27 protein-coding genes, 1 tRNA gene and 1 pseudogene are annotated in these 25,170 nt (G+C 61.9%); 15 read left to right on the top strand and 14 right to left on the bottom strand.

What is annotated here, in order from left to right:
• Both O2S87_RS09055 and O2S87_RS09050 read left to right on the top strand, forming a co-directional pair.
• A partial coding sequence (locus O2S87_RS09055; RefSeq protein ID WP_475408468.1) for a transposase occupies positions 1-461 on the top strand: 461 nt, incomplete at its 5' end.
• A 214-nt stretch (positions 462-675) separates the two neighbouring features.
• Positions 676-1,167: pseudogene (locus O2S87_RS09050) on the top strand (endonuclease III domain-containing protein); the annotation flags it as partial.
• A gap of 8 nt (positions 1,168-1,175) precedes the next feature.
• Here O2S87_RS09050 and O2S87_RS09045 read toward each other — a convergent pair.
• Together O2S87_RS09045 and O2S87_RS09040 are read right to left on the bottom strand one after the other, a co-directional pair.
• Positions 1,176-1,589 carry a DUF7332 family protein gene (locus tag O2S87_RS09045; protein WP_475408467.1) on the bottom strand — a complete coding sequence of 138 codons (414 nt, stop codon included), beginning with the start codon at positions 1,587-1,589 and terminating at the stop codon, positions 1,176-1,178.
• Between the two features lie 172 nt (positions 1,590-1,761).
• Positions 1,762-2,127 (bottom strand): methylglyoxal synthase, encoded by a 366-nt coding sequence (locus tag O2S87_RS09040; RefSeq protein ID WP_475408466.1) that lies wholly within the window; start codon positions 2,125-2,127, stop codon positions 1,762-1,764.
• A 245-nt stretch (positions 2,128-2,372) separates the two neighbouring features.
• On the opposite strand from O2S87_RS09040, the gene mre11 reads away from it, so the two are divergent.
• Together mre11 and rad50 are read left to right on the top strand one after the other, a co-directional pair.
• Positions 2,373-3,692, top strand: a complete 1,320-nt coding sequence (mre11, locus tag O2S87_RS09035) for a DNA double-strand break repair protein Mre11 (protein WP_475408465.1) — start codon at positions 2,373-2,375, stop codon at positions 3,690-3,692.
• Positions 3,689-6,388, top strand: a complete 2,700-nt coding sequence (gene rad50 / locus O2S87_RS09030) for a DNA double-strand break repair ATPase Rad50 (protein ID WP_475408464.1) — start codon at positions 3,689-3,691, stop codon at positions 6,386-6,388. Before mre11 ends, rad50 begins: the two co-directional genes overlap by 4 nt.
• Here the strand turns inward: rad50 and O2S87_RS09025 are convergent.
• The 4 genes from O2S87_RS09025 to O2S87_RS09010 all read right to left on the bottom strand — a co-directional run bounded on the left by O2S87_RS09025 (position 6,385) and on the right by O2S87_RS09010 (position 7,887).
• A complete protein-coding gene (locus O2S87_RS09025) occupies positions 6,385-6,825 on the bottom strand; it encodes a DUF7346 family protein (protein ID WP_475408463.1) in 441 nt (146 codons plus the stop codon). The two genes, rad50 and O2S87_RS09025, sit on opposite strands and share 4 nt — an antisense overlap.
• A gap of 26 nt (positions 6,826-6,851) precedes the next feature.
• Entirely contained in the window at positions 6,852-7,292 is a 441-nt protein-coding gene (locus O2S87_RS09020) for a DUF7322 domain-containing protein (RefSeq protein ID WP_475408462.1), read from the bottom strand.
• A gap of 83 nt (positions 7,293-7,375) precedes the next feature.
• A complete protein-coding gene (locus O2S87_RS09015) occupies positions 7,376-7,546 on the bottom strand; it encodes a DUF7331 family protein (RefSeq protein ID WP_475408461.1) in 171 nt (56 codons plus the stop codon).
• Between the two features lie 266 nt (positions 7,547-7,812).
• Positions 7,813-7,887 (bottom strand) — tRNA-Val (locus O2S87_RS09010).
• Between the two features lie 189 nt (positions 7,888-8,076).
• On the opposite strand from O2S87_RS09010, the gene trpD reads away from it, so the two are divergent.
• The 4 genes from trpD to trpG are packed head-to-tail and all read left to right on the top strand — an operon-like array spanning position 8,077 to position 12,009.
• Positions 8,077-9,105, top strand: coding sequence for an anthranilate phosphoribosyltransferase (gene trpD, locus O2S87_RS09005; RefSeq protein ID WP_475408460.1), 1,029 nt, complete (start codon positions 8,077-8,079; stop codon positions 9,103-9,105).
• Positions 9,105-9,752 (top strand): phosphoribosylanthranilate isomerase, encoded by a 648-nt coding sequence (locus O2S87_RS09000; RefSeq protein WP_475408459.1) that lies wholly within the window; start codon positions 9,105-9,107, stop codon positions 9,750-9,752. Before trpD ends, O2S87_RS09000 begins: the two co-directional genes overlap by 1 nt.
• Entirely contained in the window at positions 9,749-11,356 is a 1,608-nt protein-coding gene (trpE, locus tag O2S87_RS08995) for an anthranilate synthase component I (protein ID WP_475408458.1), read from the top strand. The genes O2S87_RS09000 and trpE overlap by 4 nt, the downstream gene beginning before the upstream one ends.
• Positions 11,353-12,009: an anthranilate synthase component II gene (trpG, locus tag O2S87_RS08990; protein WP_475408457.1), complete on the top strand. Its 657-nt coding sequence runs from the start codon at positions 11,353-11,355 to the stop codon at positions 12,007-12,009. The genes trpE and trpG overlap by 4 nt, the downstream gene beginning before the upstream one ends.
• A 1-nt stretch (position 12,010) precedes the next feature.
• Here trpG and O2S87_RS08985 read toward each other — a convergent pair whose 3' ends face one another.
• Positions 12,011-12,214 (bottom strand): DUF8029 family protein, encoded by a 204-nt coding sequence (locus O2S87_RS08985; RefSeq protein ID WP_475408456.1) that lies wholly within the window; start codon positions 12,212-12,214, stop codon positions 12,011-12,013.
• A gap of 452 nt (positions 12,215-12,666) precedes the next feature.
• On the opposite strand from O2S87_RS08985, the gene O2S87_RS08980 reads away from it, so the two are divergent.
• A complete protein-coding gene (locus O2S87_RS08980) occupies positions 12,667-15,798 on the top strand; it encodes an adenosylcobalamin-dependent ribonucleoside-diphosphate reductase (protein ID WP_475408455.1) in 3,132 nt (1,043 codons plus the stop codon).
• A 73-nt stretch (positions 15,799-15,871) separates the two neighbouring features.
• Here the strand turns inward: O2S87_RS08980 and O2S87_RS08975 are convergent, their stop codons facing one another.
• On the bottom strand, positions 15,872-16,150 hold the full coding sequence (locus tag O2S87_RS08975) for a hypothetical protein (protein WP_475408454.1): 279 nt from the start codon (positions 16,148-16,150) through the stop codon (positions 15,872-15,874).
• 280 nt (positions 16,151-16,430) lie between these two features.
• Positions 16,431-16,703, bottom strand: coding sequence for a DUF7123 family protein (locus O2S87_RS08970; protein WP_475408453.1), 273 nt, complete (start codon positions 16,701-16,703; stop codon positions 16,431-16,433).
• A 194-nt stretch (positions 16,704-16,897) separates the two neighbouring features.
• Here O2S87_RS08970 and O2S87_RS08965 point away from each other — a divergent pair, with 194 nt between their 5' ends.
• Complete coding sequence (locus O2S87_RS08965) at positions 16,898-17,551, top strand: bifunctional 4-hydroxy-2-oxoglutarate aldolase/2-dehydro-3-deoxy-phosphogluconate aldolase (RefSeq protein ID WP_475408469.1); 654 nt, start codon at positions 16,898-16,900, stop codon at positions 17,549-17,551.
• Positions 17,552-17,571: 20 nt separating this feature from the next.
• Here the strand turns inward: O2S87_RS08965 and O2S87_RS08960 are convergent, their stop codons facing one another.
• From O2S87_RS08960 to O2S87_RS08950, 3 genes are all read right to left on the bottom strand, one after another.
• On the bottom strand, positions 17,572-19,155 hold the full coding sequence (locus O2S87_RS08960; protein WP_475408452.1) for a PH domain-containing protein: 1,584 nt from the start codon (positions 19,153-19,155) through the stop codon (positions 17,572-17,574).
• On the bottom strand, positions 19,152-19,610 hold the full coding sequence (locus tag O2S87_RS08955) for a PH domain-containing protein (protein ID WP_475408451.1): 459 nt from the start codon (positions 19,608-19,610) through the stop codon (positions 19,152-19,154). The genes O2S87_RS08960 and O2S87_RS08955 overlap by 4 nt, the downstream gene beginning before the upstream one ends.
• 82 nt (positions 19,611-19,692) lie before the next feature.
• Positions 19,693-20,484 carry an inositol monophosphatase family protein gene (locus O2S87_RS08950; protein WP_475408450.1) on the bottom strand — a complete coding sequence of 264 codons (792 nt, stop codon included), beginning with the start codon at positions 20,482-20,484 and terminating at the stop codon, positions 19,693-19,695.
• A gap of 124 nt (positions 20,485-20,608) precedes the next feature.
• Between O2S87_RS08950 and O2S87_RS08945 the strand changes: the two genes are divergently transcribed.
• From O2S87_RS08945 to O2S87_RS08935, 3 genes are all read left to right on the top strand, one after another.
• Complete coding sequence (locus tag O2S87_RS08945; protein WP_475408449.1) at positions 20,609-21,016, top strand: response regulator; 408 nt, start codon at positions 20,609-20,611, stop codon at positions 21,014-21,016.
• Between the two features lie 108 nt (positions 21,017-21,124).
• On the top strand, positions 21,125-21,319 hold the full coding sequence (locus O2S87_RS08940) for a methytransferase partner Trm112 (protein WP_475408448.1): 195 nt from the start codon (positions 21,125-21,127) through the stop codon (positions 21,317-21,319).
• Positions 21,320-21,377: 58 nt separating this feature from the next.
• Positions 21,378-21,953: a DUF7524 family protein gene (locus O2S87_RS08935; protein WP_475408447.1), complete on the top strand. Its 576-nt coding sequence runs from the start codon at positions 21,378-21,380 to the stop codon at positions 21,951-21,953.
• A 38-nt stretch (positions 21,954-21,991) separates the two neighbouring features.
• Here the strand turns inward: O2S87_RS08935 and O2S87_RS08930 are convergent, their stop codons facing one another.
• The gene (locus O2S87_RS08930; protein ID WP_475408446.1) at positions 21,992-23,116 is read right to left on the bottom strand and encodes a DR2241 family protein; all 1,125 of its coding nucleotides are present in this window, start codon (positions 23,114-23,116) and stop codon (positions 21,992-21,994) included.
• Complete coding sequence (locus tag O2S87_RS08925; RefSeq protein ID WP_475408445.1) at positions 23,117-23,995, bottom strand: CbiX/SirB N-terminal domain-containing protein; 879 nt, start codon at positions 23,993-23,995, stop codon at positions 23,117-23,119.
• 103 nt (positions 23,996-24,098) lie between these two features.
• Here O2S87_RS08925 and O2S87_RS08920 point away from each other — a divergent pair, with 103 nt between their 5' ends.
• Positions 24,099-24,602 (top strand): DUF7523 family protein, encoded by a 504-nt coding sequence (locus O2S87_RS08920; RefSeq protein WP_475408444.1) that lies wholly within the window; start codon positions 24,099-24,101, stop codon positions 24,600-24,602.
• A 216-nt stretch (positions 24,603-24,818) separates the two neighbouring features.
• Positions 24,819-25,112: a DUF7521 family protein gene (locus tag O2S87_RS08915; protein ID WP_475408443.1), complete on the top strand. Its 294-nt coding sequence runs from the start codon at positions 24,819-24,821 to the stop codon at positions 25,110-25,112.
• Positions 25,113-25,170: the final 58 nt, after the last annotated feature.

Here is a 25,170-nt window from a genome sequence, read left to right as displayed (position 1 = left end):
TCATTTGTCTCCTCCAAGCAGACGCTCGTGCGGAAGTGCTCGAACACATCCAAGATGTCGAAATCACCAATGAACAAGGAACACGACATCTCCGTGACGAACAGATTGAGCTTGCTGAGACTGGTCAACGATTTCGGCGAATCATCTTTGAAGATGTTGATGATGAGAAACTCGCGTACCTGATGACGCTGTCGTCAGCGTACGCTCCTGTTGAGGTGATGAATATCTACACGCTTCGCACGATGATCGAGATCTTCTTCCGAGAACTCAAACAGTACACAAGTATTGAGAACTTCCACTCCCGATCATTGAATGGCGTTCTCTTCGAGATATTCAGCACGTTAATTGGATATCTTCTGATTGAATGGTTCCGGCAGCGCCACCCGCTACGGGGTGGCGTGCCGGAGGCAATTCGAACGATTCGGACGCGATGGAACACGCATCTACGAACCTACGGCTAAATTCGTCTCGCAGTGAACGGAGTGCCGCCGCTATGAGCGGCGGCTCTCCCTTATTCGTCTAATTACGTTCGGGCATAAAGAAAATCTGGAAATAAGTCCTCTCAGACGGCTCTCCTATCAGAGAACAGGTGGCGTTATTCGAGTACTACAGAGGTATCGCTGAGCTCTGGCGAATAGTCTACTCGGAGTGTTTATCAATTCGAAACGAGACAGCAGCGGAGCTGGCCTCTACAACCAGAAATCGGCCGTGATTATCGACGCCGCCACCGAAATCCGCGCGGAGTTCGAGACTGCCAGCGAGTTCGATGCGTTCGTGAAAAACGAACCAGCAGAAACGGTTCGGCGTCGATTGCTCGATATCCACGGTGTCGGGCCGAAAACCGCCGACTGCGTGCTCTTGTTCGCTGGTGGTCGCGGCGGCGTCTTTCCGGTCGACACACACGTCCATCGGATCAGTCGACGGCTCGGGCTCGCCGCACCCGACGCCGACCACGAGGCCGTTCGCGAGGCGCTCGAAGAAGGCGTTCCGGCCGCAAAGTGTGGCTTCGGCCATACGGCGATGATCCAGTTCGGCCGCGAGTACTGCACCGCACGCACGCCAGCGTGTCTCGATGGGCCCGAGGCCTGTCCGCTGGTTGGCCAGTGCGATCAGGTCGGCGTCGACGAAATAAGCGAGACAGCGGTCGACCCGATCGAAACGATCTAAGACACGGTTCAGCAATTGGCGTCTCTGACGGGGCCGTCGACGGGTGAGTCGGCCGATTCGTGATCAACGCCGCTGAACATCGGGAGCTCGAACTGGAAGTCGAAGGCGATCGAAAACGGTGCGAACGGATCGTTCAGAAAGCTCCCAGGGCTGTCGACTCCATCGAAGAGTACACCTGTGTTGAGTTCGATGATCGGTGGGCCATCAATCGATCCTACCAGTTCGACACCGATCGCTCCTGGCCCACCAAAGTTCGTTAGCAACGACATATGCAGGACAACCTCGATGGTGGGGCCTTGGTCGCCAATCGAGAACTCATAGCCACCATCTGGAAAACACTGCTCGCCACCGTCGGTCTGGGTTCCTGTTGTCGTCGGGGCGGTTCCCTGGGCGGCGACGGCTCCGGCCACCGGTGTCGACACGAGAAGACAACAACAGAAAACGACGAAAACCGTGGCCCGGCGGAACATACATACGGATTCACCTGGGTAGAGTTAAACACTACGGTGAATTGACTGATCAACTGCCAGCAATGGCAAGCCAACAGTAGACAAGCTCTGTCAGGGGCGTCAGGAGTGAGCACGTGAAAGCCACTCAGAGAAACAGTTGATTTATAAGTAGATCCGCTGAGGCCAGATTCGTCGCCAGAGGGATGTCATGAACGTCACAAAGCCGGAGCAACGCTGAAATGTCCGGTTCATGTGGCTGGGCTGTCAGCGGATCTCGCAAAAAAATCACGGCATCACACGTCCCATCTGTGATCTCGGCACCGATCTGCATATCGCCACCCAGTGGCCCTGACGCCTTCCGTTCGATCGCAAGCTCTGTCGCCTCCATCAGCCGTTTGCCGGTCGTCCCAGTCGCCATCAGCTCGGCAGTCGACAGAACCGCTTCGTACTCGCTCGCAAACCCAATCAGGTCGTCCTTTTTTTGATCGTGCGCAATCAGTGCAAGTCGCATTCGTTAGCCCGTGATACCTATTGGGCCTTAATACGGTCGAACCGCTTCAGTCCCGATAAAAGCACTCTACGCGATCAGAGTTCGATGCATAGTTACTGGCTACCACGGAAGTTAGTGAGTAGGGGGAGACTACTCTTTCGAAGACCACCCCTTTTGGCAGGCGTCGATGTCTCAAACCGGCTGTGGGTCGATCGAACCGGCAGGCCACGGAACCGATATACCAACCGAGACATAACAGGGAGCTAATGACACGGGTGATACACACCGGCGACACCCATATCGGCTATCAGCAGTACCACTCTCCGGAGCGTCGGCAGGACTTTTTGGACGCCTTCGACCAGGTAATCGACGACGCCATCGAAATGGACGTGGCGGCGGTGGTCCACGCCGGGGATCTGTTCCACGACCGCCGACCCGAACTACCTGATCTCCTTGGGACGCTCAACGCCCTTCGACGGCTCGCCGTTGCCGAGATCCCGTTTCTCGCGGTCGTCGGCAACCACGAGTCGACCCGCGGCGGCCAGTGGCTCGATCTGTTCGAGCGAATGGAGTTGGCAACCAGACTCGGTGCCAGCCCTGTCAGCGTCGGTTCAACAGCTATTTACGGACTTGACCACGTGCCTGTCTCTCGACGCGACGAGCTCGATTACGAATTTGTCCACAGTAATTGCGACCACCACGTCCTGGTGAGCCACGGCCTATTTACCCCCTTTGCCCACGCCAACTGGGAGACAAAGACTGTCCTCGGCGAATCGAACATCACGTTTGACGCCGTCCTGTTGGGCGACAACCACGAAGCCGGAATCGAGCAGGTCGACGGGACATGGGTAACGTACTGTGGGTCGACCGAACGCGCGAGCGCGAGCGAACGCGAGGCCCGCGGCTACAACGTCGTCAAGTTCGGCGACAACCCCGGCTCCGCGGGCATCGACATCCGTCAGCGCTCGCTTTCGACGCGGCCGTTCGTCTTCGTCAGCGTCGACCTCGCCGAGGGGGAGGGAGCCGAACGCGTCCGCGAGCAGATCCGCCAGCACGACCTCACCGACGCCGTAGTGAACGTCGAGATCACAGGTGCGGGTGATCCGGTCACCCCCGCGAGTGTCGAGTCCTTCGCGCTGGACGGCGGCGCGCTGGTCGCCCGCGTCACCGATCGACGTGAGATCGACACCGAGACCGACCTCTCGGTAAGTTTCGCCGACCCCGACGCCGCCGTCGACGAGCGAATCCGTGAACTGGAACTCTCCCAGGCTGGCCTCGACATCGACGAGACAGTTCGGGCGAGCAAGGTCGCAGACAGCAACATCCGAGAGCGCGTCTCGGCGGTGATCAAAGCTCGATTCGACGAAAACAAAGACAGAGCGGGGGACGGAGACGACTACGAAGTAGACGAGGTAGATGTGAATGAGGACGACGACACAGACGAGGACAGATCCGACGCGAGCGACACGCAACCGAGCGACGAGCCAGCCACTGAGCAGGCCGCCGTCGACCAGTCAACTACGGAAGAGGAACCAGCCGCGGACAGCACCACGGACGGCCAACTCTCCCTGGAGGACCTCGGATGATCTTCGATCGTCTCCGACTCTCGAACTTCAAACCGTACAGCGACGTCGACCTCCGGCTCCGCGATGGTGTGACCGTCATCCACGGGATCAACGGCAGCGGCAAGTCCTCACTCCTAGAGGCCTGCTTTTTCGCTCTCTATGGCTCGAAGGCACTGCCCGGAACGCTCGACGACATCGTGCGCAACGGCGCTGAAGAAGCCGCCGTCGAACTCTGGTTCACCCACGAGGGAGTCGACTACCATATCGAACGCCTGCTGAAACAGCGGGGCGATCGAACCACGACGACGAAATGCGTCTTGGAAGGCGACGACAGCTCCGGTGAACCGATCACGCGGGACGGTGCGCGCGCAGTTAGGCAGTTCATAACGAATTTACTGCGGATGGACGCCGAGGCGTTCGTCAACTGCGCGTACGTCCGGCAGGGCGAGGTCAACAAGTTGATCAACGCCACCCCCCAGCAGCGCCAGGACATGATCGACGATCTTCTTCAGTTGGGGGTGCTCGAAACCTACCGCGACCGTGCCGGACAGGCCCGCCTCGGTGTTGAGGACGTGCTGACCGCCACGCGTGGCTCGCTGGAGCAGATCGACTCCCAGATCGACGCCAAGGAGGCCGAAAATCTCCACGAACGGCTCAACGGTCTCGAAACCGAACTCGCCGCGGTCGACGAGAAGATCGACCACTACGAGGACCAGCGCGCGGAGGCCGAATCCACCCGCGAGGAGGCCGAAAGCGTCCTCTCGGAGTACGAAGAGCACCGGGCCGAAATCGAGGAACTCAAACGCGAAATCGAGGAGCTGGAAGTCGAGATCAGCGAGACGGCCGCCGAGCGGGACGACCTCGGGACCGAACGCCGGGAGGCCCGTGAACGACACGAAGAACGCGAAGCCGACCTCATCGAAATCGTCTCGAAAACCGAGTTGAGCGAGGCCACAGCCAAGGCGATCACCGAGCGCAAGTCGACGCTGGTCGACAAACAGGACGTGTTGGGCGAGGAAATCGCCGACCTGCGCGTCGAGGCGACTGGCTTCGAGAATCAGGCAGACAACCTCGAACGGACGGCCGACGACCTCGAAACACGGGCCACAGAGGCCGACGGGCGCGCCGAGGAACTGGCGACTGAAGCCGAGGCGGCCAGCGACGCCGCAGCGGAGGCCGCAGACGAACGCGAGGCGCTGGCCGAAGAAGCCTCGACGCTCCGTGCCGAGTTCGAGGACGCTCCCATCGCGGTCGGCGAGGCGTCGACCCACCGCGAGGAGCTCCAGGACCGCCGGAGCGGCCTCGGCGAACGGATCGCCGAGACGACGGCGACCCTCGACGGCGTCCGCGAGTCGATCGCCGAGGCCGAGAACCTCCTCGCGGAGGGGAACTGCCCGACCTGTGGCCAGCCGGTCGACGACGCGCCCCACGTCACCGGGATCGACGACGACCGCGAGCGGGCAGCCGATCTCGAATCGACGCTCGAAGAGTTGCGCGAGGAGCGCGAGGCGGTCGACGAGCGCATCGAGCGGGCGAGCGAACTGGTCGAGATCGAAGCCGACCTCTCGGAGATCGAAGCCGACCGCGAGCGGCTGGCCGACCGGATCGAAACCCACCGCGAGACGGCCGTAGAGAAACGCGAGGCTGCCGCCGAGGAGCGAGCTGACGTCGATCAAAAGCGTGAGGAGGCAGCCGAACGGCGTGAGGTGGCCGCGGAGAAACGCGCGGAGGCTTCCGAGACCCGCGCGACGATCGACGAGAAAACCGACCGACGGGAGGCGATCGGCGCGGCGATCGACCGACTCGAAACCGTCGACGATCTCCGAGGCGAGATCGAGGAGTTGAGCGCGGAGATCGACCGATTCATCGAGAAACGCGAGGCGCTGGCCGAGCGCAACGAGGAACGCCGCCGCTGGCTGGCCGACAAGCGCGAACGGCGCGACGAACTTCAGGATACGTTCGACGAATCGAAGATCGAAAAAGCCCGCAAGCGGAAGGCCAACGCCGAAGACTACATCGAACGGGTCGACGCCGAACTGGCCGACAAACGCCAGCGACGCGACGAACTCCAGAACACGATCGGCGGGCTCAAAGCCGACATCGAACAGCTCGAAGCCCTTCGGGACGAACGCGAGGCGATCGCCGCCCGCGTCGACGACCTCGAATCAGTTCACGCCGAGACCCAAGAGTTAGAGGGGATGTACGGCGATCTGCGGACCGAACTCCGGCGGCGGAACGTCGAGAGCCTCGAACGGATGCTCAACGAGATCTTTGAGCTCGTCTACGGTAACGACGCCTACTCGCACATCGAACTCGACGGCCAGTACGAACTCACCGTCTACCAGAAGGACGACCAGCCGCTCGATCCCGAACAGCTCTCGGGCGGCGAGCGCGCGCTGTTCAACCTCAGCCTGCGGTGTGCGATCTACCGCCTGCTCGCCGAAGGGATCGAGGGGGCGGCCCCGACGCCACCGCTCATCCTCGACGAGCCGACGGTGTTTTTGGATTCGGGCCACGTCGGCCGACTGGTCGACCTCGTCGAGGAGATGCGCGGCTTCGGCGTCCGACAGATCCTGATCGTGAGCCACGACGACGAACTCGTCGGCGCGGCAGACGACCTCATCACGGTCGAAAAGAACCCCACGACGAATCAGTCGACTGTCAGCCACACCGACGACGCCGACCTCGCTCTCCTCGGGCAGGTAGGCGACGACTAACTATGAGTAGAATCTGGTTGTCGGAGTCGACTGACCGCCTTGTGGGCGAGGTCGGTCGCCTCGTATCCCCGGCGGCCGTCAGCGGTCGCTTCTTCGATGAGTCCGGCCACCCGGAACTCCGTGAGCAGACCGTGGAGGTCGCTCTCACAGAGGTCGTAGCTGTCGAGTAAATCGAGAACGGAACAGGGTCCACGGTCGACCAACTCGACGATGAGTCCGAGCGAGCGGTCGTTGTGGGTCGCCGAAAGCAGACGACGGACCGAAGGATCGATCGCCGAGGCGGCGGTCGCAAGTGGCGACTTACCGTCGACAGCCTCAAGATCAGCGTTGTCGACGTAGCGTTCGGCACCAGTCTCCGGATTGCGAACGAGAGACGACTCGCCCGACTGTTTGACGAGCAGATAGTGAGTTCCATCGACGTCGGAAACGGTTCGCATACAATCGATCAAAGCCCTCGGTGGGGTTAGCGGTTGTGTCCTGTCTCGTCGGCAGTATCAGCTGGTGTCGTCTCGGTCGACTCGTCACTGGGATCACGCTCGCGGGTTCGTTTGTACGCTCGATACTGCTGGACGACGCGGAATACTGAGAAACACCCGACAACGACGAGCCCACCACCCAGTTCGACCTGCCCGCGGAACACCACCAGAAGAAGACCCACACTGATCAACAGCACACCGACGTTAGCCAGGAGCACACACACCGCGAACGTGTTGAGTAGGTCGGGGTCGACCGCCGAGAGGTCACGACTGAGTTGCTCGGTGTCGGGGTCGCCACCCTCGGAGTGCTCGGGCGACGAAACCTCGGGGATCAGGCCGGATTCTTCGGGGTTCCCGAACGGCTGTTCGATGTCGGCCCACCGCTCAAGAATCGAATCCTCCTCACCGTCGGGTGCATCAGTAGGCACAGTCGGAAATCGACAGCAATGCGCAAAAGAATTCGCGTTTCGGGTGGGTAGCCAGTCGGGACGGTTCGGTTTGTTCTGTCGGCTCACGCACGCTCGGAGAGCGTGACCGGCTGTGTGGTTTCAACCCACGCAAGCGGGTTTTCCGCATCGTAAAACACGACACCACCGTCGATTTCGTACGACTCGACCGTTTCGATCGCCGATGGCTCGGCCGCACCTGGACGACTGCTCTTTTCGTCTACGTGGGTGGACATAATCACTACATGGTAACGTATGACACAGTAAATAGCTTGCTGTTGGGTTGATCGTTGCCGCCCAACCGTCCAACAGGTCGGTGGGCTCGGCTACCATCCCGTCCAACAGATCAGCGTACTCGGGCACGCGGTCGACGAGCCGTCGATGGACCTCGGAGGTTTGAGGGTTATCAAGATGGGTTGGACAGAATCTGAACCATGGTCGGTCACTCCGTTCGCTTACGGTCGACCGTTGGCTCCGCTCGTCGTTGCGAGAAATGGGAAAATGGGTTTGGGCAGATTTGAACTGCCGGCCTCCTCCATGTCAAGGAGGTGTCATAACCAGACTAGACCACAAACCCGGTCCGGTGTTGCTTTCGAACGCAACTTACGGTATCCGGGGGACGTAATTGAAGGTTTCGAATCGGTTCCGGCTGGCGGTTTCCTATGAGGTCGTTCGTCGGTGGGCACACTGACAGTCGCGGCGATACGCTTTTACCGATGTACAAACTTGTACATTACCAGACGAACTCATACACTGGTGACTAACAATGCAGGACTACATCCGGCGAGTGACCGACGGCGAGGATTTGACACTGGACGAGGCACGCACGGCGGCGACAGCCATCTTCGAGGAGGCCACCGAAGCCCAGATCGGCGCGCTGCTATCTGCGTTACGGGCCAAAGGTGAGACAGAAACCGAAATCGCGGGCTTCGCCCAGGGGATGCGCGACGTAGCCCGGACCATCGCACCCGACCGTACGCCGCTGGTCGACACCTGTGGCACCGGCGGCGACGACTACGATACGATCAACGTCTCGACGACGAGCGCGATCGTCGCCGCTGGCGCGGGCGTCCCAATCGCTAAACACGGCAACTACTCGGTTTCTTCCTCCTCTGGCAGCGCGGACGTGCTCGAAGTCGCTGGCGTCACAGTCGACGCCGAACCACCTGCCGTCGAGTCGGCCATCGAGGCCGACGGCATCGGCTTCATGCTCGCGCCGGTGTTCCACCCCGCGATGAAAGCCGTCATCGGCCCGCGCAAGGAGTTGGGAATACGCACCATTTTCAACGTCCTCGGGCCGCTGACGAACCCCGCCGGCGCCGAAGCCCAACTGCTGGGCGTCTACAGTCCCGAACTCGTTTCCCTCATCGCCAACGCGCTCACCGAGATGCCGGTCGACCGCGCCCTGGTGGTTCACGGCTCCGGCATGGACGAGATCGGTCTCCACGACGAGACCACCGTCGCCGAGGTCGACGGCGACGATATCACCGAGTACACACTCACACCCGAAGACCTCGGCCTCGAATCGGCACCCATCGCCGACGTTGCTGGCGGGACGCCCAAAGAGAACGCCGCCGATCTCGAAGCCATCCTCACCGGCGAGGAACAGGGAGCCAAACGCGACCTGATTCTCGCCAACGCGGGCGCAGCGATCTACATCGCGGGCGAGGCCGACTCGCTCACTGATGGCGTCGCGGCCGCCGCCGAAGCAATCGATACTGGCGGCGCGGCAGCCAAGTTGGACGCCCTGCGCGGCGAGACCGCTGAGACAGCCGAGCCGGACATGGAGGCCTAATGGCGCGCGTCAAAATCTGTGGACTCACCGACCCCGCCGACCTCCGGGCGGCAATCGAGGCCGGTGCCGACGCCGTGGGGATCATCTCGTCGGTTTCGGTCGACACCCCACGTGAGGTCGACCGGGGGACGGCCGCCGAACTCGTCGCCGAGGTCCCGCCGTTTGTCACCGCAACGCTCGTCACGATGCCCGAAGACGCCGACCACGCCGTCGACCTGATTCGAGCCATTCGTCCCGACGCAATCCAGCTCCACGGCGACTTTTCGGCCGAGGACATCGGCTACATCCGCGCCGAAACGGGAATCAAAGTCATTCCCGCAATCGACTACACCGACACCGAGCGCGCCCACGAACTCGACGAGGCCGCGGATGCGATCTTGGTCGACTCGACGACCGACGAGGGCGCTGGCGGCACCGGCGAACCCCACGACTGGGAGTCGACCGCTGACCTGGCTGACACGCTTGTCTCGCCGGTGATTCTGGCGGGCGGGCTGACCCCCGACAACGTCGCTGAAGCGGTGCGTGTGGCCGCCCCTTTCGCAGTCGACGTCGCCTCGGGTGTCGAACGCGAGCCGGGACGTAAAGACCACACGGCGCTGGCCACGTTCGTCCAGAACGCGGGCCGCGAACTGGAGGTCCCGGCATGAGTGAGACCCTTGCTTTCGACCGCGACCGCGAGGCGTTTGTCGATCTGATCGGCGATATAGAGGAACCGGTCGTCGCCCGCGTTGCAGTCACGCTCGATGTCGAGACCTCGCCGCTTTCGGCCTACGCCGCACTCGCCGACCGGAGCCCGTACAATTTCCTCCTCGAAAGCGCCGAAAAAACCGCCTCGTCGGACCCCGACGGCGCGTTCGCCCCCGAGACCGACGCCGAGCGGCACGCTCGCTACTCGTTTGTCGGCTACGACCCCGAGGCCATCGTCTCGGTGTATCCCGACCACACCGACGTCGACCGCCTCGGCCCGGCGGCGGATCTACTGGTCGACGCCTACGAGGGCAAGGCCGAAACCGAAGGCGACGTCCTGGACCGACTCCGACGCGGCCTCCCCGCAATCGAGCGGCGTGGGTTCCCCGAGACGACCCGTCGACAGCTTTCGGGCGGCCTCGTCGGCTTTCTGGCCCACGAGACCGTCTACGATCTCGTGCTCGAAGACGTCGGGTTGGAGCGCCCCGACAGCGGACTCCCCGACGCCCAGTTCGCGCTCACGACCCGAACAGTCGTCTTCGACGACGCGAAGGGAACGGTCAACCTCGTGTTTACGCCCGTGCTTGGAGCCGACGACGACCCCGGCGAGCGCTACGACGAACTCCGTGCCGAGGCCGTCGACGTCGCCGAAACCCTCTCGGAAGCGACCGACCCCGATACGGGTGGATTCCAGCGAACTGGCGAGACGGCCGGGCCGCAGGAGGCCTACGAGGAGGCGGTTCGGACGGCCAAACAGCACGTCCTAGACGGCGACATCTATCAGGGCGTGATCTCCCGCCGTCGCCAGCTCACCGGCGAGATCGACCCTATCGGCCTTTATCAGGCGCTGCGGGATGTCAACCCCTCGCCGTATATGTATCTCATGGCCCACGACGAGCTGTCTATCGTGGGTGCGAGTCCCGAAACGCTCGTTTCGGTCCAAGGAACCGAGATCGTCTCCAACCCGATTGCTGGGACCTGTGCCCGCGGCACGAGCCCGGTCGAAGATCGTCGACTGGCCGGTGAGATGCTGGCCGACGACAAGGAGCGTGCCGAGCACACGATGCTCGTCGATCTCGCGCGCAACGACGTCCGGCGGGTCTCCGAACCGGGGAGCGTCACCGTCGAGGAGTTCATGAGCGTCCTGAAATACAGCCACGTCCAGCACATCGAGTCGACTGTAACCGGCCGCATGAGCGACGAATACGACGCGTTCGACGCCGCGCGCGTGACGTTCCCCGCAGGGACGCTGACTGGGGCTCCCAAAGTCAGGGCGATGGAGATCATCGACGAGCTCGAACTGACGCCGCGGGGCGTGTATGGCGGGGGCGTGGGTTACTTTTCGTGGAGCGGCGCGGCCGATCTGGCCATCGTGATCCGCACGGCGACCATCGACCACCGCGGCGAGGAGGACGTGGTTACGGTCCAGGCGGGGGCCGGACTCGTCGCCGATAGTGATCCGACCTCGGAGTACGAGGAGACCGAACAGAAGATGGACGGCGTGCTGGCGGCGATCGATCGGATCGAAGAGACTGCAGCCGAAACACTGGAGGAAACCCAATGAACGTCCTCTTTGTCGACAACTACGACTCGTTTACCTACAATCTCGTCGAGTACGTCTCCGAGACTCGTGTGCCCGACGGCGACGGCGGAATCCAGCCGATAGAGACGACTGTGCTGAAAAATACGGCCTCGCTCGACGAGATCCGGGCGGCCGAACCGGATGCGATTCTGATTAGTCCTGGACCGGGGCATCCGAAAAATGCCCGGGATGTAGGTGTGACCATGGACGTACTTCGGGAGGTGAGCCCGGAAATTCCGACCCTCGGTGTCTGTCTCGGTCTCGAAGCGGCGGTCTACGAGTACGGCGGCAGTGTGGGCCACGCGCCCGAGCCGATTCACGGCAAGGCCTACCCGGTCGACCACGATGGCCGTGGTGTGTTCGAGGGGATCGACCAGGGGTTTCAGGCCGGTCGGTATCATTCGCTCATCGCGACTGAGGTGCCGGATTGCTTCGAGGTCTCGGCGACGACCGACCACGCCGGTGAGGAGCTCGTGATGGGCGTTCGTCACCGCGAGCACCCCATTGAGTGCGTGCAGTTCCACCCCGAAAGCGTGCTGACGGCTGTTGGCCACGAGCTGATTCACAGCTTCCTGTGTGCAGCAGCCGAAAACAAAAACAACGAAGTCCGGTCGACCGACCGTCTCAGTAACTGAGCTAGATAAGTCCGAACTGCGTGAGCACCAGTGCGGCACCGACGAGGACCACACCGATGGTCACGAGTCGCCAGGCGATTTTCATCACGACCCGACCGACGACCAGGACGATCAACATGCCGATGAGCACAACCAGTAGCTGTCCGAGTTCCGTCTCGAGAAGCCCCACCTGGGCGAGTGCTCCGAGGAGACTGTTGGGTGACATACTCCTTCACAGCGGGTGAGCGAAAATAAACGTATGGGAATCTGATGTATCAGCTACACCACCATCACTGGGAGAACAATCGACTCGACAGCGACGACTGGAGATCACTTTCAGTGTCGAAAACGCGTCTGACCGGCAGTCCGTAGCGTAGTTCGGCTGGCTGCTGACCGTTTACTGCCGTATTACTTTCACTCCGGTTCGAACAGCTTTATACTGGCTCCAGTCGTATATCCTCCTACTGGCTACCCGTCGACACTACCGACGAGATGGTCATTTCGCAGTACACGTGAGCAACCGCGTTACCCGATGTGTAGCGCGGTTTCGGCAGAATAACCAAAGCATTATCAGGGTTCCATTGGTACCATGTTCCCGTCCCAAATGAGTGTTCAACTAATGAGTACATCGACTGTAAGTGCCGTCCTGAGCGTCACAGACGCCGCGGAGGAGTCCGCATGAGTCGCGCGGATCTCTCGGCCGACGAACTCGAGCTCCCGATCAAACGAACCGAGGGCGAGACCCTCAAAGATCGGCTCACGAGCAACGCCTACAACAACATTCTTCCGGCCCGGTATCTCCGGAAGGACGCCGAGGGCAACCTCGACGAAACCCAAGAAGAGCTGTTCGAACGCGTCGCCCAGAATGTCGCGCTCGCCGAGGCCGTCTTCGAGGCCGAAAACCAGGGCCTCGAAATCACGGTCACGCCCGACCAGATCAAGCCCGACCACCCACGCCGCGACGAACTCGCCGCTGAGGTCTTTGGAACGGGTACAACCGCAGACAGCGACACCGAAACGGAGCTCTCGGTCTACAACGTCAACAAGTTCGCCTACGAGACAATCGTCCCCGAACTCCCCGACTCGGTGGCAAGTCACGTCGAGTCGGTCGCCACTGAGTTCGAATCGCTGATGACCCAACTCTCGTTTATGCCGAACTCGCCGACGCTGATGAACGCTGGCGACGAACTCCAGCAGCTGTCGGCGTGTTTCGTCGACTCGCCGGGCGACGACATCGAAGACATCCACCAGACGATGAAGGAGGCTGCCGAGGTCTTCCAGTCGGGCGGTGGCATGGGATATGCGTTCTGGAAGCTCCGTCCCTACGGCGATTCGGTTGGCTCTACGGGCGGTATCGCCTCGGGGCCGATCACGTTTATGCGAACCTACGACCAGATGTGCGAGACCATCGCCCAGGGCGGTGCCCGACGCGGCGCACAGATGGGCGTCATGCGCGTTTCGCACCCCGATGTCATCCAGTTCATCCACGCCAAGAACAAAGACGTCTCGCTGGCGCACTCGCTTCGCCTGAACGACCCCGACGACTTTACGCACAACTCCTTTGCCGATGCCTTAGAAGAGGCCCGCGAACTCATCGACGAAGAAGGTCGCGTGCCCAAATATCTCCGCAATGCGGTCGAGGGCCACCTTTCGAACTTCAACATCTCGGTCGGCGTCACCGACGATTTCATGGAGGCGCTGTACAACGACGAGGCGTTCACGTTCACCAATCCCCGGACGGAGGAACCACACATCGCCACCCCCGAGACGAAGGAGATCTACGATCTGTACGATCTCGGCGAGTACGTCGAGGTCGGCGAGGAGCTGTCGGTTCCGGCCGCTGAACTCTGGGAGCACATCGTCAACGGGGCCCACGAGAACGGCGAGCCCGGCATTATCTATCTCGAACGGGTCAACAAACAGCACTCGTTCGACGTCGAAGAACATCCGGACCACGAGATACTCGCCACGAACCCGTGTGGCGAACAGCCCCTCGAAGAGTACGAGGCCTGTAACCTCGGCCACATCAACCTCTCGACGCTCGCCGATCAGGATGCGCCCGACTGGCGTGTCTGGTACGACGACCACGGCCAAGAGTACAGCGACCTCAACAGCGCCGCCGAGGCGTTCATCGAGGAGGCCGTCGACATGGAGGCGTTCGACCACAGAATCGAGTTCGGGACTCGGTTCCTCGAAAACGTGGTTACGATGTCGGATTTCCCGGTCGACAAGATCGAGCAGAAGGTCCGCGAGATGCGGAAGATTGGTCTGGGCATCATGGGGCTGGCCCAGCTCTACATCCAGCTCGGTGTCCGCTACGGCTCCGAGGAGGGCAACGCGATTGCCGAGCAGTTGATGACCCACATCAACCACGAATCGAAGTGGGCCTCTCATGAACTCGCCGCCGAGCGCGGTCCGTTTGCGGATTACGAGGACTCGAAGTACGCCGACCCGACCGCCTACCGCGAGTGGTTCGAACACCACACCGGCGAAGACGCCGACGAGTGGGCCGACGGCTTCCCGATTCGCAACCACAATACCACCACGATCGCGCCGACCGGCACGACGTCGATGATCGGCAACACCACCGGTGGCTGCGAGCCGATCTTCAACGTCGCCTACTACAAGAACGTCTCCGACGACGTCCAGGGCGACGAGATGCTCGTCGAGTTCGACGACTACTTCCTCCGGGTCCTAGAGGCCAACGATATCGACATCGACGCAGTCAAACGCGAAGCCCAAGACCAGATGGCCGCAAACGAGTTCGACGGTGTCGACGGGCTGGAGACGGTTCCAAAAGCAATCGGCGAGCTGTTCGTCGTTACCTCGGATCTGTCGGGTAAGGACCACGCGGGCGTCCAGTGTGCCTGCCAGGCCGGTGTCGACTCAGCGATCTCGAAGACCTGTAACTTCCCGAACTCGGCGAGTGTCGAGGATATGGACGAGGTCTACCGATATATCTACGACAACGGTGGCAAGGGCGTCACCGTCTACCGCGACGGCACGCGCTCGAAGCAGGTGCTGACCACCCGCGCCAAAAACACCGAGTTCGCCGACGACGGTGAAGCGGCCGAACAGATCACCACCCAGATCGAGGAGGTCTTCGGCGGCATTGAGGGCTTCCTCGACAACGAGGCGGTCCGCGCGGAACTCGGTGCGGAGCTCAACGAGCTGTTTAGCGGCAAAGAAGGCCTCGGCAAGAAACGGCCACGGCCGGACGTACTGTACGGCGTTACCCAGCGCATCGACACCGGCTACGGCAAGGTGTACGTCAACATCAACGAAGACGAAAAGGGCCAACCGTTCGAACTCTTCGCGAACATCGGCAACTCCGGCGGGTTTACGGCCTCGTTCACCGAGGCACTCGCCAAGACGATCTCGACCGCGCTTCGGTCGGGCGTCGACCCTGAAGAAATCGCGGGCGAACTCAACGGCATTCGAAGTCCGAAGGTCGCCTGGGACAAAGGCGAGCAGATCAACTCCATTCCGGACGCGATCGGCACCGCCCTGCGGCGCTATCTCGACGGCGAGATCGACAACCCGTATCCGAAACAACAGAACCTCTCGGAGCTCTCCAACGAGGCTCGTGCGGGCCACGAGACCGACGGCGGCGCGGTCTCCGACGACACGACCGCCAACGGCGCAACACCCGGCTCGGCGGCCGAGCCAGACACACCAGGATCGACTGACGCGACTGACGATCTGCTGGCGGCCGGCGAGTCGCCCGAGTGTCCCGAGTGTGGCAGCATGTCGCTGTACTTCTCGGAAGGCTGCAAGACCTGCGAGTCCTGCGGCTGGTCTGAGTGCTGAGCGCGTCGAGACCGACAGACGCCTGCGCTCCGATTTGAGTTCAGCGTCCCGCGATAAATAGCTGCAACCGAAATCAGCGTTCGACCTTTTCGTCCAGTTCGGAGAGTGCGGTTACGAGGTCTCCGAGATCGCTCGTCCGTCCGAGCACAGTCGTGTCAGTCTCACTCCGAGCCAGCACCTGCTCGCCGTCGACCGTTTTCACGCGCTCGATCTGCCCCTTCTTGATTGCAATAAAATCGATCGTCTGTCCGTTGGTTTCGGTCGTCATTCGGGCGACAACCTCGAACTCGTCTCCGTCTTCGGTTCCGTCACGCACGAACACTTCCTCGTGTTCAGTGTACTTGTCAGTCATTGTGCGCCCACCGCTTCGCCAGAAGCCATTGTTCTTGTCATCATACCTATCAGCTGTAGATACTACTGGAACGCTCGGTTATATTAGTTTATTTGTCTATATTTTCATCTACAGCAGGAACTGGCCGGGGGTGCGGCGTCGACACCTATCTGGAGGTAGTTTGGTCGTGTGAACGAAAAGGCAGCGTCGTGTGCGACACCATCATACAGCCTCTGGTTCAGTTCAGTTCAGTTTGGGGTGAATTAAGGAGAAAGCTTCGCGCTTTAGCGTGGCGAGGATGTCAAGCAGTGACCATCCACGTCGTTCCCGAGGAGTAGCCCCACTTTTCGACCGAGAGGTCGATGTCGCCTTCGATCAGCGGCGTCATATTCGCGCCGACCTCCTTGGCGCTCATATCGAGTTCGTCGGCGATGAGCCGGGATTTGAAATACGTCTGGTGTTCGGCCTGCTCGCGGAGATAGCTGAGAATACGGCGCTGTTTCGCGGTGAGTTCTAGCTCACGGTCGGCTTGGAGGGTCGGTGTCTGGGTTTCAGTTGACGGTGAGGTACTCATGGCTGTACTGAGCGTCTATCAACTAATATGGCGTTTGGTACGACCAGTAAACACGGTCTCGTCGTGCGGTTTTGGGTCGTCTCCCCTCTGTCTCACCGTTCGAGCCTCCCCATTCAGGTACGGTTGGCTAACAGTCGCCAATGCCGACCGACACAGGACGTCCGTTTTTACTCCACCGGCACAAACAGGAGTGTATGCACGCGAAAGCCGACACGTTCCAGCGACTCGTCGACAGCGGCGTCGTCGCGGTGCTTCGAGGGGCCGATCCGGACACGCTGATCGAAATCACGAACGCGCTCGTCGAAGGGGGCGTGACCGGGATCGAACTCACCGCCGACACGCAGGGGATCAGTGAGATGCTGAGCGAACTCACCGACTCATTCGGGGACGACGAGATCGTCGTCGGAACGGGCACCGTACTTGATGCCGAAACCGCCCGAATGACGATGCTCGCGGGCGCGGAGTTCGTCGTCAGCCCGAGCCTTCACGAGGACGTCATCGAGATCTGCAACCGGTACGGGACGCTCGTGGCCCCCGGCGTGATGACACCGACCGAGGCGATCCGCGGCTACGAGATGGGTGCCGATCTCGTCAAAGTGTTTCCGGCATCGTCGCTCGGTCCGGGCCATGTAAAATCGATCAAGGGACCCTACAGTCAGATTCCGTTGATGCCGACCGGCGGCGTCGACATCGACAACGCGGGCGATTATATCCGGGCCGGAGCCGAGTGTGTCGGCGCGGGCGGCGCGCTGGTCGACTACGAGGCAGCCGACCGCGGCGAGTTCGACGCGATCACCGACCAGGCCCGCGAGTTCAAACGCGTCATCGACGATGCACGCGAGTCGTAAGTCTCGCGCCCACATGCGACCTACTCGTTGACTGGCTCGTCACTCGTTTCGTCGACTTCGTCCGTGTCGTTTCCGCTCTCCAACTGACGAGCGGCGTCGTCCGGTTCTGTGTCCTCGGGAAAGACGAACGAGTGCGGTCGACGCGCTCGCCGGCGCTCGGCAAGCGCGGTTTCGAGCCGGTCGGTGAGTTCGGCGCGAAGCTGGTCGGCATCGCGCTGGTCGATATCGACGGCCGAGGCGTCGGTGCCGAGAATCGACAGCGAACCGGCGGTGTCGGCGGTGACCGTCGCAACCGACCACCGCCGCTGAAACAGCGTCCGGCTGTCGATGACGGTCTGAATCCGGTAGTAGGCGACCTGTTTAGTTTCTCGCGACCAAAAGCCGTTTCGCGTGACAAGGTGGTCCTCGCCGAGCCAGTAGCCCCGGTGAACCCATTTATAATGTGCCGCGAGCGGCGCTACGACGACGCCGACTGCGGGGAGATACCACGGGATCGTCGCCGAGTCGACGAGCGTGGCCAGCCCGTAGAGCACGCCGGTCAGCACGCCGAGTGCGAGCAGATACCGAAGCAGGTAGCGTCGACGGATGCGTTTCGGCGGGCGGTCGAACGTCGGCGTCTCGTGGGCGTCGATCTCGTTGATCAGTTGTTCGATCCGGGCCCGGTCGGCGATCGGAACGGCCGCCTGGCTGCCTCGGCCGTCGGTCTGGCCGGGCGCGTAGCCGGCGGTTTCGACGGTTAGCGTGGCGTACTTCGTCCAGCGTTTGAGCGGGTTGTCCGTGATCGTGATCGCCTGGATCTTGTCGAACGGGATCGTCCCGCTGTAGCGCTGCAACAGCCCGCGTTCGTACCGGAGTTCCTCGTCGGCACGGGTGAGCCGAAACCCCCAGTAGTTGACGACCGATCTGACGACGCCGACCACCCATGCCAGCACGAGCCCCGCTGCGAACAGCGCCGCGAGAATCCCGAGCAAGATTAGCGGCGGCCCGTCGACCGGGACGATCGGCGAGACGAACGGCACCGAGCCCGTAAAGATCGCGAGAATCGCGCCGGGCACACGGGGATCGAACGAGAGAACGCCGGCCAAGGCGAGTTCGGAGGGAGCGATTTCGAACAGGACCTCCTCGGGTTCCGGCTCGCCTGCCGCTTGGCTGCGAGCAGTACCCTCGGTCGTTCGGCGTTTGTTCTGCCGGATCCCCTGTTGGAGTTCGGTGGCGGCGGTGGGCGTGATGTACTGGATGACCGCCTCGGTCGACCCGCCGCCAGCGGTCTCGATGTTGACCGCCGCGAGCCCGACCAGCCGCTGGAGGACGTTCCGCGTGATGTCGACGTTCTGGACCCGTCCGTAGGGGATTTCGCGTTCGCGTCGATTGAGCACGCCCGAGCGAATGTCCAGCGTGTCGTCGGTCAGGTCGTAGCGAAACCGTCGGTAGTAGGCGAGTTCGTAGGCGAGCATGACGACTAGCCCGCCACCGACGACCACCAGAAGCTCTGTGGCCCCCGCGCCGATGCTAGCACCGATCGATGCGAGGAAGACGACCGTAATGGTGAGGCTCGTGGTTTTCTGCAGTGCGCGGTAGGGGACGGCTTTCAGTGCGAGCTTCACACGGCGTCCTCCCCGTCCGTGTCGATCACGAGCCCTTTGAGCTGTGTGCGGAGTCCGTCGGCGTTCGCCGGGGTGAGCCCCGGTATCGTCACGTCCGCGCCACGCGAGCCCGCGGTGTAGACAACCGTGCTAGCGAGTCCCACGAGGCGCTCGAACGCCGACCGCCGGGAGTCGACGTGCTGAATCCGAACGAGCGGCACTTCGGTTCGGACCTGCGTGAGCACGCCGCGTTCGAGGTAGATGGAGTCCTCGCCGACCACGTACCGCCAGTTGCGGTAGCGGAGGATGGCATGGAGGACGCCCAACAGCAAGATCACAGCCGCGAGCCCGGCAGCAACGAGCGTCGACGCGTCGAACACGGTCGCCAATCCGACGCCGACCCCGCCGACGAAGAGTGCGAGGACGATCGCTCGGAGAATCCAGACGACTCTGATCCGTGGATGCAGCTTGTTCATCGCCTCGCCTCCGGATTCACGAACCTGCGACACTCGAACATACCGGGGGTACTGGCGGCGATAATATAAGTCTCAGTATCCGTCAGATGGTCTCGTCGACGAGTTCAGCGAGCCGCCGAGTTGCTTCGGCTGTGGGCGTGCCGATATATAGGCCATCGACGTCGACCGTGTCGCGTGCCTCGATTCCGCTTTCTGCCGCCAGCAGGCTGCCGGCGTGGTGTTCGTAGCGATCCGGATACAAACAGACGAGCCCCTCGATCGAGCCACGCGCGAGCAGCCCCCAGTCGACGCAGGGCGCCCAGGTTGCTACGACCCGTTTGCAGTCTTCTCGAAGCGAGAGTTCGAGGGTTTCAGCCTGTTCGGAGAGCGTAGGATCGGTCACGGCTCCGAAGCCGATCACGAGCGAAACGGTCCCGTGTTCGAGCGGGTGTGATAAGCCGTCGGCCGCCGCGAGCGGCTTGCCGTTGAGCGTCGCGCCCCCTCCCTGGCGGGCAAGATAGCAGTCGTCGGTCAACGGCTCGTAGATCGCGCTGACGACCGGCTCACCTGCGTACAGACAGGCGACCGCCGCAGCAAACGTCGGGTAGCCGCTGGCGAAGTTGTTGGTACCGTCGAGTGGATCGACCACCCACCGGTAGTTGCTGTCGACCGCCGACTGGGTCGACTCCTCGCCGTCGAAGCCGTGGTCGGGGTAGTGCGACTCGATCACCGCTCGAACACGGCGCTGGGCCTCGCGGTCGGCGACCGCCTTCACATCGAGACTGTCGTACTCGCCGTCGACGGGGCCGTCTCGAAACGCCTCGCGGAGATACTCGCCGCTCGCTTGGACCGCCTCGCGCGCGACGACGGCCAACTCGTCGATCGGCTCGTCCATACCAGTCGTAGCCGGGGTGGGAGGATTAGCTCATCGATCAGCACGTCGACCGGTCGACGTGCCTCGCGTTTTCTCACCTTTTTTGATACATTTATTAGTGATACTGCGAAACGGAAACACGAATATGGACGCACCGCACGTGTTGCTCGTCGAGGACAGCAACTTCATGGCCACCAAGGTGGTCGAAACGCTGGAGTCGGCCCACGAGTTCGTGATCACAACCGTCAGCACTGCCGACGAGGCGCGAAAGGCACTCGCGAGCGGCTCGTACGACTGTGTGATCTCCAACTACGAACTGCCCGACGAAAGCGGTGTCAAACTGGCACGGTCGCTGAGGGATGACAAAAACGTTCCCGCTGTGCCGCTGATCATTCTGACCGGCCGGTCGCTCGAACCGATCGCCAAAGATGCTATCGAGGCCGGAGTCACCGAGTTCGTTTATAAAGGCGATCAGGCCACCGGCGAGATGGACGTGCTCGCCAACCGGATCCGGGTCGTGCTCAAGGCACAGCGCGCCGAGTCGACCGCGTAATCTCGCGTCAACGTAGTGCGTAATATCGCGTCGAATGGTGTGTGGGACTCGCGTCGACGTGGTGCGAAACCCGTAGGCTTTTGATCGATCCACCCACACAGTTGGCTAATGAAGGAGTCGCTCATGGAGATCATCTGCTGTCCGATTGATAAACACGACCTCGAACTTGACGTCGACACACGTGAGGACGACGAGATCCTCACGGGCACGCTCTCGTGTCCCGAGTGTGGCGAGCGGTATCCGATCGAAGACGGCATTCCGAACCTGCTGCCGCCGGACATGCGCGACGAGGCCGCCGCCTGATCGACCGAACACTCACCAGAGCCTAGAGTTTTTTGCTGTCTGGGAGTGACTCCCAGCCGTGGCTCGTCTCACAGTCGACCTCAATCGCGATGGCTTGCACCGGATAGCCGCGCCGTCGACGTTCGAAACCGACGGGCCGTTCGAGATCCGGCTTCGGAACCACGGCGAGGCCATTCACGTTCATTGCAACCTCGACGACGAGCTTTCGTCGGTGGCGACGCTCTCAGCGGGCAACCACTTCGTTGCGGCCAACAGTCACCGGGTCATTGCGATCGACACCACTGAAACGGCCCACGAGGTGACCGGTCGGCTCAAAATCGTCACCGGCTACGGCAGCGAAGTGGCCTACACGACGGTGACGGTCTCGCCGCCCGGGACGGTCACCGAGCGCGTCACGATCGACGAACGACTCGCCAAGCCCCCACGCCGCGACCCGGAGCCGTCGACGCCCCGCGAGCGGCTCCACGAACTTCTGGTAGCAGACGGGGGCTCGAAGATCGCCGCCGGTGGCACGCTCGCAGTCTGTGCACTGCTGGTGATCGCAGTTATTATCCAAGATACGGCTGTGTTCGTTGGCTCGCTGGCAATCGTCGCGAGCGTGGTTACCGCACTGGCCGTTACCCGCCGTAGGTAACGGGTCTCCGGTCTCCGTCTGGTCAGGTGAGTCGACGATCAGTCGCGTTCGTCGCTATCTTCGTTTTCGTCGGGACGGGTCGGCGTTCCCGAGAGGTTGCCGTGTTCGTCGAACCGTTTCTCGCGGAGATACCGAACCCGGTAGCGGTTGGCCCCGTCGCCGACATCGGCCTCTCGAATCTCGTCGACTTCGTCGTCCGCTACGGCATCGATGACGGCTTCGAGCTGTTCTTTCTCGCTCGGCGTCAACTCGAACTCGTAGGTCTGGGGTTTCTGTCGTTCGAGTTTGGCCCATTCGCGGCCCGCAGCGACGACCATCGAGCACGGCCCGCGGCAGGGGAACACGCCGTCGCCGCCGTCGGCATCGAGCGGTTCGTCTTCCGAGAGCTGCCATTCACGTCGTTTGAGACATTGTGAGTCGTCACAACACGCCGCAGCCGCCCAGTCGACCGCCTCGTCCGGCAGGACGGTAATGAGATTGTAGATACCGCTCTGTCGATCCTGCTCGTCCCGCCAGTGGTCGATATCCAACTCGCCGCGCTGTTCGCGGTACCAGTTGACGACCGTTGCCGGATAGAACGACTCGATTGCTTCGTACACCTCGGCTGCGGTGAGGTCCGGAAAGATCCAGCCGGTTTTCAGCGAGGGCGCGGTTCGAAGCGGGCGGTATCGACCGTCTGGATCGAGCGTCCCGATGTCGCGGGCCTCAAACGGGTCCGTGTGGGTTGTAAGCGCGTCGGCATCGGCGTCGCTGTCGTCGACGTGGCGAACCTCGTAGTGGCGCGTGCCGTCCTCGGAAATCGTCGTGGTGATCCCAAGTTGGCCCCACTCGCGGTCGACCCCGGATTCGAGCGTGGCGTAGCGGTCTCCAACTGGGTGTTCCTCGGCCAGTTCTAGCCACCGACAGAACGCGTGTTTGATATCGCTGCTGACTTCTTGGGTATAAAAATACCAGTTCGTAATGTACGCTGCCTGCTCGGCAACGAGTGTCCCGAGCCCGTCGGCACTGACAGTAGTCTGTCCGTCGGGTGTCTCGATCTGATAGGTGTCTTCGTCGGCGTCGTAGTCGGCAGCCAGCCCGTCGTATTCGATTTTCTCCTCTGCGAGCGTCTCTCTGAACGCCGCCAGCTGCGTCTTCGAAAGACCGGATTCACTGGTCGACATCTAATCGCCCGCCGCCTGCGTCGTTGGTTTGGTTCGCTGGCGCACCCGTTCTATCGCGTTTCCGATATCCGCACCGGCGTCGGCGGCACGTTCGAGGATCACATCGGCGGTCAGTTCCTCGGTTCCAACTGCGCCGCCGTACCAGATCCGGTGGCCGTCGACCTCGGCAGGCACATCGTACCCCTTGCGGTAATCGTCAGTGAGTCCCATGTCCTCGGGGATGTCCTCCTGGGTGTGGAAGCCGTCGGCGATGAACAATGGGACGACGATGATGTCCTCGCTGTCGAAGTGCTCGGTGACGTCGTCGACTTCCGGCTCTTCGTCCATGTACAGCGCTTTGACCTCGTCGAACCGACCGGTTTCGCGGATTCGATCGGTGTGGTACTCGATCGCTTTGGCGCTGTTTTCGTTGCGCTCGGTGCCGTGGCCGACGACCGCGAACCCGAACCCCTCGCCAACCGAGGGATCGCCGGTGACTGATTCTCCGCGCCGAATGAGGACGTCGGTCATCGCCTCGTGGGTGCCGACGGGACCGCAGTAGTGGATCTCTTTGTCGATATCACTGGCGACCAGCGTGGCGGTATCTGCCGAGATTCCATCGGACTCCCAGAGGTCCGGGTCCCAGCCCTCCAATCGGAGTTCGCGGGGGATGACCCGCTCGGTGAAATAGCCTTCACTGATGAACAGCGGGACCACGTACACCTCGTCGCCCCGAGCCGTCCGAAGTACTTCACGGAGCGAGGGTTCCTCCTTCCAGAAGCCGGTTCGAACCTCGTCGAACGCGCCGGTTTCCCTGATAGTGTCTGCGTGGGTGTGTGTCGGCGTGGCAGAGTCAGGATTGAGGTGTGACCCGTGGGCGACGATTACCAGCGATTGCATATCTAATTCAAAGAACGGGGCGGTCTTATGGACTTCGGGTTTCGGTTTGTTGGTGGCGGTTTGTTGCGAAATAATCATGGGGCTCGCACGCGCGTAGACCGGTATGTCGCTTGCCGCTGCCACCCGCGAAGCCATCCGCAACCGGCCCGTGCTGTTCGACGCACTTCGGGCTGGAGTCGTCAACTACACCGCCGCCGCCGACTCGCTGGATCTCGACGGCGACCGCGAGGCAATCGCCACCGCCCTCCGGCGGTTCGCAGCCGAACTCGACGACCAATCGACATCCCCACCCGACCGCTCGATCACCGTGCGACTCCACAGCACCGTCGACTGGACCGACGCCGACGCGCTGGTGGCGGTCGACGGCGCGGGGATCGACCACCCCGGCGAGGGATCGGTGGATGATGGTGCAATGGACGGGCAAACGGCGGTTCACGCGACAGGAGAGGTCGACGCGGGGTTGCTCGCCGAGACGCTGGCCCGGGTACGGATCCACGAGATTGACGTCGAGGCCGCCGGGGTCGTCAACGGAGCGATGGTGCTCGTCGTTGCGCGTCGTGATGGACCACAGGTCGTCCAGTTGGTCGAAGCCGTGGCTGAATGTTGAGGGCGAAATCGGTTCGTCTCTGTGGTTGCAGTTTCGGAATCGGAAAAACCCCCCGCACTCCCGACATCTGCGCGCGGGCCTTCGGCCCGCTTGCACGGCCCGAGGCGCGTAGCGCCTCGGCATATGCGAACGGATTGAAATCCCAAAGATTTAGAAGAACACACCAAACACACAATGACTCGGAAACATTATTAGTCGCACATTGGAACGGTAAGTATGGCTCATACCACGGCAGATTCCGAACTCATCCGGATCGTGCTACTCGTGGTAAAGGCGTTGCTGGTGGTCGCGGGGGGCACCGTCGTCTACTATGCCACAAAGGCCTACCGCCGTAGCGGCGACAAGTCGCTGGGGTATCTCGCGGCCGGGTTCGGGCTCGTACTGATCGGCTCGATCCTCGCCGGGCTGGTGTACGAACTCCTCGAAACCGCGCTCATCATCGGCGTCGTCATCGAAAGCGGGTTCGTGCTTTTCGGCTTCATTCTCATCGCCTACTCCCTGAAGCGATAACACGTCGACGCCATCGACTGCAGGTAGCCATCCCCCACCGGTAGGCATTCGACTCCGT

It is taken from the genome of Halohasta sp. A2 (assembly GCF_056175805.1).
The sequence above is the reverse complement of the archived record's forward strand: the minus strand, read 5'-3'. Positions and strand labels throughout refer to the sequence as shown.

Excerpts from the sequence above, each read along its gene's own strand:
- O2S87_RS09040 (WP_475408466.1), bottom strand. The coding sequence starts at position 2,127 with ATGCGACTTGCACTGATTGCGCACGATCAAAAAAAGGACGACCTGATT.
- mre11 (WP_475408465.1), top strand. The coding sequence starts at position 2,373 with ATGACACGGGTGATACACACCGGCGACACCCATATCGGCTATCAGCAG.
- rad50 (WP_475408464.1), top strand. The coding sequence starts at position 3,689 with ATGATCTTCGATCGTCTCCGACTCTCGAACTTCAAACCGTACAGCGAC.
- O2S87_RS09025 (WP_475408463.1), bottom strand. The coding sequence starts at position 6,825 with ATGCGAACCGTTTCCGACGTCGATGGAACTCACTATCTGCTCGTCAAA.
- O2S87_RS09015 (WP_475408461.1), bottom strand. The coding sequence starts at position 7,546 with ATGTCCACCCACGTAGACGAAAAGAGCAGTCGTCCAGGTGCGGCCGAG.
- trpD (WP_475408460.1), top strand. The coding sequence starts at position 8,077 with ATGCAGGACTACATCCGGCGAGTGACCGACGGCGAGGATTTGACACTG.
- O2S87_RS09000 (WP_475408459.1), top strand. The coding sequence starts at position 9,105 with ATGGCGCGCGTCAAAATCTGTGGACTCACCGACCCCGCCGACCTCCGG.
- trpE (WP_475408458.1), top strand. The coding sequence starts at position 9,749 with ATGAGTGAGACCCTTGCTTTCGACCGCGACCGCGAGGCGTTTGTCGAT.
- trpG (WP_475408457.1), top strand. The coding sequence starts at position 11,353 with ATGAACGTCCTCTTTGTCGACAACTACGACTCGTTTACCTACAATCTC.
- O2S87_RS08985 (WP_475408456.1), bottom strand. The coding sequence starts at position 12,214 with ATGTCACCCAACAGTCTCCTCGGAGCACTCGCCCAGGTGGGGCTTCTC.
- O2S87_RS08980 (WP_475408455.1), top strand. The coding sequence starts at position 12,667 with ATGAGTCGCGCGGATCTCTCGGCCGACGAACTCGAGCTCCCGATCAAA.
- O2S87_RS08975 (WP_475408454.1), bottom strand. The coding sequence starts at position 16,150 with ATGACTGACAAGTACACTGAACACGAGGAAGTGTTCGTGCGTGACGGA.
- O2S87_RS08970 (WP_475408453.1), bottom strand. The coding sequence starts at position 16,703 with ATGAGTACCTCACCGTCAACTGAAACCCAGACACCGACCCTCCAAGCC.
- O2S87_RS08965 (WP_475408469.1), top strand. The coding sequence starts at position 16,898 with ATGCACGCGAAAGCCGACACGTTCCAGCGACTCGTCGACAGCGGCGTC.
- O2S87_RS08955 (WP_475408451.1), bottom strand. The coding sequence starts at position 19,610 with ATGAACAAGCTGCATCCACGGATCAGAGTCGTCTGGATTCTCCGAGCG.
- O2S87_RS08950 (WP_475408450.1), bottom strand. The coding sequence starts at position 20,484 with ATGGACGAGCCGATCGACGAGTTGGCCGTCGTCGCGCGCGAGGCGGTC.
- O2S87_RS08945 (WP_475408449.1), top strand. The coding sequence starts at position 20,609 with ATGGACGCACCGCACGTGTTGCTCGTCGAGGACAGCAACTTCATGGCC.
- O2S87_RS08940 (WP_475408448.1), top strand. The coding sequence starts at position 21,125 with ATGAAGGAGTCGCTCATGGAGATCATCTGCTGTCCGATTGATAAACAC.
- O2S87_RS08930 (WP_475408446.1), bottom strand. The coding sequence starts at position 23,116 with ATGTCGACCAGTGAATCCGGTCTTTCGAAGACGCAGCTGGCGGCGTTC.
- O2S87_RS08925 (WP_475408445.1), bottom strand. The coding sequence starts at position 23,995 with ATGCAATCGCTGGTAATCGTCGCCCACGGGTCACACCTCAATCCTGAC.
- O2S87_RS08920 (WP_475408444.1), top strand. The coding sequence starts at position 24,099 with ATGTCGCTTGCCGCTGCCACCCGCGAAGCCATCCGCAACCGGCCCGTG.
- O2S87_RS08915 (WP_475408443.1), top strand. The coding sequence starts at position 24,819 with ATGGCTCATACCACGGCAGATTCCGAACTCATCCGGATCGTGCTACTC.